5 protein-coding genes are annotated in these 5,953 nt (G+C 64.5%); 4 read left to right on the forward strand and 1 reads right to left on the reverse strand.

Going from position 1 to position 5,953, the window contains the following annotated elements; translation table 11 throughout:
• On the reverse strand, positions 1-515 hold a 515-nt coding region (locus tag GXY33_15720; protein ID NLX06586.1), incomplete at its 3' end, for a hypothetical protein.
• Between the two features lie 276 nt (positions 516-791).
• Here GXY33_15720 and GXY33_15725 point away from each other — a divergent pair.
• The 4 genes from GXY33_15725 to GXY33_15740 all read left to right on the forward strand — a co-directional run bounded on the left by GXY33_15725 (position 792) and on the right by GXY33_15740 (position 5,796).
• Positions 792-2,081, forward strand: coding sequence for an MFS transporter (locus GXY33_15725; protein ID NLX06587.1), 1,290 nt, complete (start codon positions 792-794; stop codon positions 2,079-2,081).
• A 117-nt stretch (positions 2,082-2,198) separates the two neighbouring features.
• Positions 2,199-3,440, forward strand: a complete 1,242-nt coding sequence (locus GXY33_15730) for an MFS transporter (protein ID NLX06588.1) — start codon at positions 2,199-2,201, stop codon at positions 3,438-3,440.
• Between the two features lie 250 nt (positions 3,441-3,690).
• Positions 3,691-5,007, forward strand: a complete 1,317-nt coding sequence (locus GXY33_15735) for an adenylosuccinate synthase (GenBank protein ID NLX06589.1) — start codon at positions 3,691-3,693, stop codon at positions 5,005-5,007.
• A 30-nt stretch (positions 5,008-5,037) separates the two neighbouring features.
• Positions 5,038-5,796: an isoprenyl transferase gene (locus tag GXY33_15740; protein NLX06590.1), complete on the forward strand. Its 759-nt coding sequence runs from the start codon at positions 5,038-5,040 to the stop codon at positions 5,794-5,796.
• The last annotated feature ends 157 nt before the right edge of the window (positions 5,797-5,953 follow it).

Consider the following 5,953-nt stretch of genomic DNA (forward strand, 5'->3'; position numbering starts at 1 on the left):
AGATCAGCCGCCCGCTGGCGAAGACCCGGTGTGGCCGCGCCCACGCTTTCGCTGGTGATCTGGGCGTCGATGGCGTACCAGTGGGCGTTGTGGTGGATCCCGCCCGTCTCCGGCGGAGTCAGACCCTTGGCCATCTGATACCGGGCCTGCCGGTTGGCGATAAAAAATGAATTGAGGGGAACGTGGCTTTCCCACGTCTGACGGATGGCTTGGTTATCCGGGTCCACGTTGCCCTTGAGTGCATCCAGGTACATGTACTCGAAGCACGTGTCGTCGTCACCGCTCCAGGGCTCCGTGGTGGAAACGAAGTTCCAGTCGACCGTAACGCTCAAGCCGCCGCGGGCCGTGCTCCCTTCATATGGCCGACCCGCATAGTTGCCCATGATCTGCCCAATCCACATCCCCTCCAGCTTGTCCAGATACGTGTCAGCGGCGAGAATTCTCTCGCCACGACACGTCTGCCCGATGGAAATGATCAACAGAAACAGAACCACCCATCCAACACGCTGCTTCATTTCTTCTCTCCTCGTTCCTGAAGAATGGACGTCAACCCGCTGCCAACCTCGCGAACGCACCGCGAACACCAACCAGTGTAGCGAAAAGCCCGGCAATCTTCAATGTTACAAATAGAACTTTACCTTTAATCATAGATTATCATTTTTGTTAAGAGTCCGCCACGACCTGCGCTGTCGCACGGGCTACAGGGATGCCAGAATCGATGCCGCGGCCATTGACAACCGCAAGCCGTCATCGATAATGCGTGCTTTTTGCGACCAGACGAAGGAGGGACGGTGAGACACCCGGTGGACCTGACATCAGGATCGACCGCGGAGCATGCCGCGCACGCAGGCACGCTGGCCGACCGCTACCTGCACCGCCGGACCCGTACTGCCGCCATGCTGCGATACTGGCGCTACTCCCCGTTGGCCCTCTACATCGCCCCCTTCCTCTACGCCACCGAAATTACCCTCTGCCTGGTGGTCCTGCCCTGGCGGGTCATGGCCCTCGGCGGCCAGCAACTGGCCGTCGGGGCCATCAACGGCCTGTGGTTCGGCGTCTACGTGCTGGCCCTGTTCCTGATGGGGCCGCGCGCCGATCGGATCGGCACCAAGCGCCTCATCCTCCTCGCCGCCGTACTGACCATCGTCTCGGTGGTCCTGATGATGACCGCCGCGTCCGTCGCCATGCTGCTGATCGCCGTGTGCCTGGCCGGCTCGCTGGCCAGCATGTTCTGGCCGCCACTGATCGGCTGGATCTCCACCGGCTACGAGGGCCCGCGACTCCAGCACCGGCTGGGCTACTTCAATCTCGGCTGGTCCTCCGGCTCCATCTGCGGAGCCTGGCTGGGCGGACTGCTGATGCGAATCTCGCACGAGGCGCCCTTCGTGGCCGCGATCGCATGCCTGATCGCCATGATGCTCCTGGTCGCCGGAGTGCGGCCGCGCCGAACCCTCACCCGCCAGCCGCCGCATGCCGCCTCGCATCGCCACGATTCAGCCGTCTCACGACAGGCCCAGCGCCTCAAAGGCTACCGGCTCATCTCGCGAGTGGCCCTCCTGGCGATATGCCTGGCCATGGGAGCCACCTCCTCCCCGCTGGCGTCCTTCATCGACTCGCTGGGACTGGGCGAAACCCACTACGCCTGGGCCCTCGCCGTCCGCTCCCTCACCATCGTCTGCGCCTCGCTGGTGCTCTCCCGAATCACGATCTGGCACTACAACTTCGGCTGGCTCGCCGCCTTCCAAACCCTCACCGCAGCCGCCATGATCGTCCTCGCCGCCAGCGGAACCGCCCCAGCCATCTACGCCTGCATCGTCCTGACCACCCTCGGATACGCCACCGTCTACTTCTCCCACCTCTTCTACGGCGTCTCAAACAGCCCAAGCCGCTCCGCCAGCATGGCCGTCCACGAAATTGTCCTCTCGCTGGGCATGGTGATCGGCGCCCTGGTCCTCGGCGGATTCCTCGGCCAATACCTCGGCGAACGCCTGGTCTACCGGCTGGTGGCCGCCGCCCTGGTCGCGGGCGTCCTGATCCAAACCATCATCTACCTGGCCGCACGCCGCCACGCCGCCGGCTGAACACCCCGCGTTTCCGCCGCCCCGCAAATACGCCGCCACTGACCAATGTCTCTTTGGCTCTTGACACGCTATCGCCCACTCGCGATTGTTAACAATCCTGCGAGCCAGGAGCCAGCCGTGAACGTCAGCCCGCCATCCAGTATCGCCGTCGCCCGCCGTAATCGGCGCAGGCCCGGACCGCGCCTCCTCCGCTACTGGCGATACTCCCAACTCGGCCAGGTGATCGGAGCATTCCTCTTCGCGGCGCAGATGAACCTCCTGCTGGTCGCCGCCCCGCTGCTCGTGATCGAATTAGGCGGCGAGCAACTGGCCGTCGGAGCGGTAGGGGGGCTCTGGTTCGGAATCTACGTCCTGGCCCTCCTGGCGATCGGCCCCCACGCCGACCGAATCGGGGTCAAGCGTCTCGTCCTGACCGCGGCGTCGCTGAGCATCGGCACCACGCTCCTGCTCATGGCGTCAACCTCGGTGGCGATGGTGCTGGTCGCGGTCAGCCTGGCCGGGGCGTTGGCCAGCATGTTCTGGTCGCCCCTGAGCGGCTGGCTTTCCTCCGGCTATGAGGGCCCGCGTCTCCAGCGGCGGCTGAGCTGCCACAATCTCGGCTGGTCCTCCGGCGCCGTCATCGGCTCGCTCCTGGCCCGACAGCTCGTCGCCGTCTCCTTCCACGCTGTCTTCCTGGCCATGATCGCCATCCTCCTGGCGACAATCGTCGCCCTCGCGGGGGTTCGACGCCGTCGCACCTGCGCCAAAACCCGACCGGCCGGCCGGCAAGCCCTCGCCGAACCGCCCGCCGATGACCAGGCCCGTCTTCTGAAGGCCTACCGCAGCGTCGCCCGCATCGCCCTGTTTTTCACCTGCATCGCAGCCGGCGCCACCGCTTCCCCTCTGGCCTCGCTGGTCACCTCGCTGGCCCTCGACCCGTCCGTCTTCGCCCTCGGCGTGGCCCTCCGATCCGTTGCCATCATGGCCGTCTCGCTGGCCTTGGCCAAAATGATTATCTGGCGATACAACTTCCCACTGCTGATTGCCGTACAACTCGCTGTCGTTGCGGGTGGGGTGATCCTCTCCCTCGCCGCCGACAGCCTGACCATCTACCTCGGCGTGATCCTGATCATGGGCGGCTACACCGTCGTCTACTTCTCGCACATGTTCTACGGCGTCTCCAAAAGCGCCCGCCGCACCGCCAGCATGGCCGTCCATGAACTCGTCGTCTCCATCGGGCTGGCCATCGGCTCCATGCTCATCGGAGGCGTCCTGGGCCGGCTGGTTGGTGAATCCTTCACCTACCAGGCCGCCGCCGCCTGCGTCGCCGCCGGCATCCTCATCCAAATTCCCGTCTTCCGCCGCCTCCGACGCCCATGAGCTCCTCTCCCTGCTCTGCCTTACCCGTTCCTCCGCGTCATCCGCGTGCTCCGTGCCCCTCTTCTGCCTTGGACAGGCCCAAATCCACCCAAAAACCCGCCAAACCGCGAGCCAATAAACCCCCAACTTTGCCTTGAATTCACGCCACCCGACAGCTACGATAATCTGGTGACTTTTGGGACGCGTCAGGTCAGCTCTCGGGGCTGACTTTTTTCGTGCCATGGACCGGAAATCGGAGACGGTGCGGACTATGCCGTTAAACCTGCCTGGAAACGTGTGTGTCATCGGTCTGCAGTGGGGCGACGAGGGCAAGGGCAAAATCGTCCACTGGATGACCGAGCCGAAGGGCCCGTTCGGCGGGTTCGACCTCGTTGTGCGCTTCGGCGGCGGAGCCAACGCCGGACACACCGTCGTCGTCGGCGACCAGAAATTCGCCATGCACCTGATCCCCTCCGGAATCCTCTGGCCGGGCGTCACCGCCGTCATCGCCAACGGCGTCGTCTTCGACCCCGAAACCGCCCTCAAGGAAATCGACGAACTTCAGGCCCGGGGAGTCCGGATCGACGGCAACCTCAAAATCTCCACCAAAGCCCACCTGGTCATGCCCTACCACAAACTCGAAGACCGCCTCAGCGAGGAACGACTCGGCAAGGGCTCCATCGGCACCACCTGCCGCGGCATCGGGCCCTGCTACGCCGACAAGGCCACCCGCTCCTACGGCATTCGCATCGCCGAAATGTACGACCAGGCCCGCTTCGACGAACGACTCCAACAGATCGTCGACGCCAAAAACCGAACCTTCAAAGCACTCTACGGCCGCGACGCCCTCGACTGGAAGCAGATCCGCGACGAGTACCGCCGATATGCCGACCGCCTGGCTCCGTACATCTGCGAAACCACCGAATTCCTCCATCGGGCCCTCCGCGACAACAAGCGGATGCTCTTCGAGGGCGCTCAAGGCTCGCTGCTCGACCTGGACCACGGAACCTACCCCTTCGTGACCAGCTCCAACTGCACCCTCGGCGGCCTCTTCGCCGGAACCGGCCTGCCGCCAAAGGCCCTGAACACCTCGCTGGGCATCATCAAAGCCTACACCACGCGCGTCGGAGCCGGTCCGTTCCCGTCCGAATTGACGAACGACACCGGTCAGCAGATCCGCGACCGCGGCGGCGAGTACGGCACCACCACCGGCCGCCCGCGACGCACCGGTTGGTTCGATGCCGTCGTCGGCCGCTACAGCGCCGACGTCAACGGCACCGACGTCCTGGGCGTCATGAAGCTCGACGTCCTGACCGGCCTCGACATCCTCCGCATCGCCGTCGCCTACCGCCACAACGGCCGGCGGATCGACTTCTTCCCCACCGATGTCCACGTGCTCAAGGACGTCGAGGTCGAATACGAGGAAATGCCCGGCTGGCAGGAGGACCTCCGACCGATCCGCCGTCAGCAAGACCTTCCCAAGCCGGCCGTCAACTACCTGCGCCGCCTACAGGAACTGATGGACCGGCCCATCTCCATCGTCAGCGTCGGCGCCGAAAAAACTGAAACCATCGCGCTGACCCTGTAGCCCGCGCGCCGCAGCCGGAGAGACGCTTCGATGGCTCCAAAACTCCACGACGTTCAGAAACTCCTGGGACTGACCCCGCAGCAGATCCCCCAACACGTCGCCATCATCATGGACGGCAACGGCCGATGGGCCCGCCAACGCGGACTGCCCCGCTTCGAAGGCCACCGGCAGGGCGCCAAAACCGTCAAACGCATCACCCTCGAAGCCCGCAAACTCGGCATCCGCTTCCTGACCCTCTACTCCTTCAGCACCGAAAACTGGAAACGCCCCCGCGAAGAGGTCGAACTGCTCATGCACCTCTGCGCCGAGTACCTCGTCCACGAACGCGACACCCTCATCGAGCACGACGTCCGCCTCGTCCACGTCGGCCGCGAACAGGAACTGCCCGACCTGGTCGTCCAAAAACTCCACGAAACCCGCGACGCCACCGCCGGCGGAACCGGAATGGTCCTCGCCCTCGCCCTCAACTACTCCTCCCGCGTCGAAATCACCGACGCCGTCCAGGCCATCGCCCGCGATGCCGCCGCCAAACGCCTCGACCCCGACCAAGTCACCCCCCAGACCATCGCTCAGCGGCTCTACACCGCCGACATCCCAGACCCCGACCTCCTCATCCGAACCGCCAACGAAAAACGCCTCAGCAACTTCCTCCTCTGGCAGCTCTCCTACACCGAATTCCACATCGCCAAAGTCCTCTGGCCCGACTTCCGTGAATCCCACCTCCGACGGGCCCTCCAGACCTACGCCAGACGCGAACGCCGATTCGGCGACGTCAAACCCGCCTCCTGACGCGCGCCGTCCCGACCCACCTTCCGCCGCCGCCCGCCGCCAATGGATATGTCCATGTCTTCGTGCATTCCTCTATGTTTTCCATGAACGCGCAAAGCCGGTAAACTGGTAGAGTCAAACCAAAACGCGTGACATCCAAAGGACCCAGACATGGAAC

This window comes from Phycisphaerae bacterium, from assembly GCA_012729815.1.
Taxonomy (GTDB): Bacteria; Planctomycetota; Phycisphaerae; order JAAYCJ01; family JAAYCJ01; genus JAAYCJ01.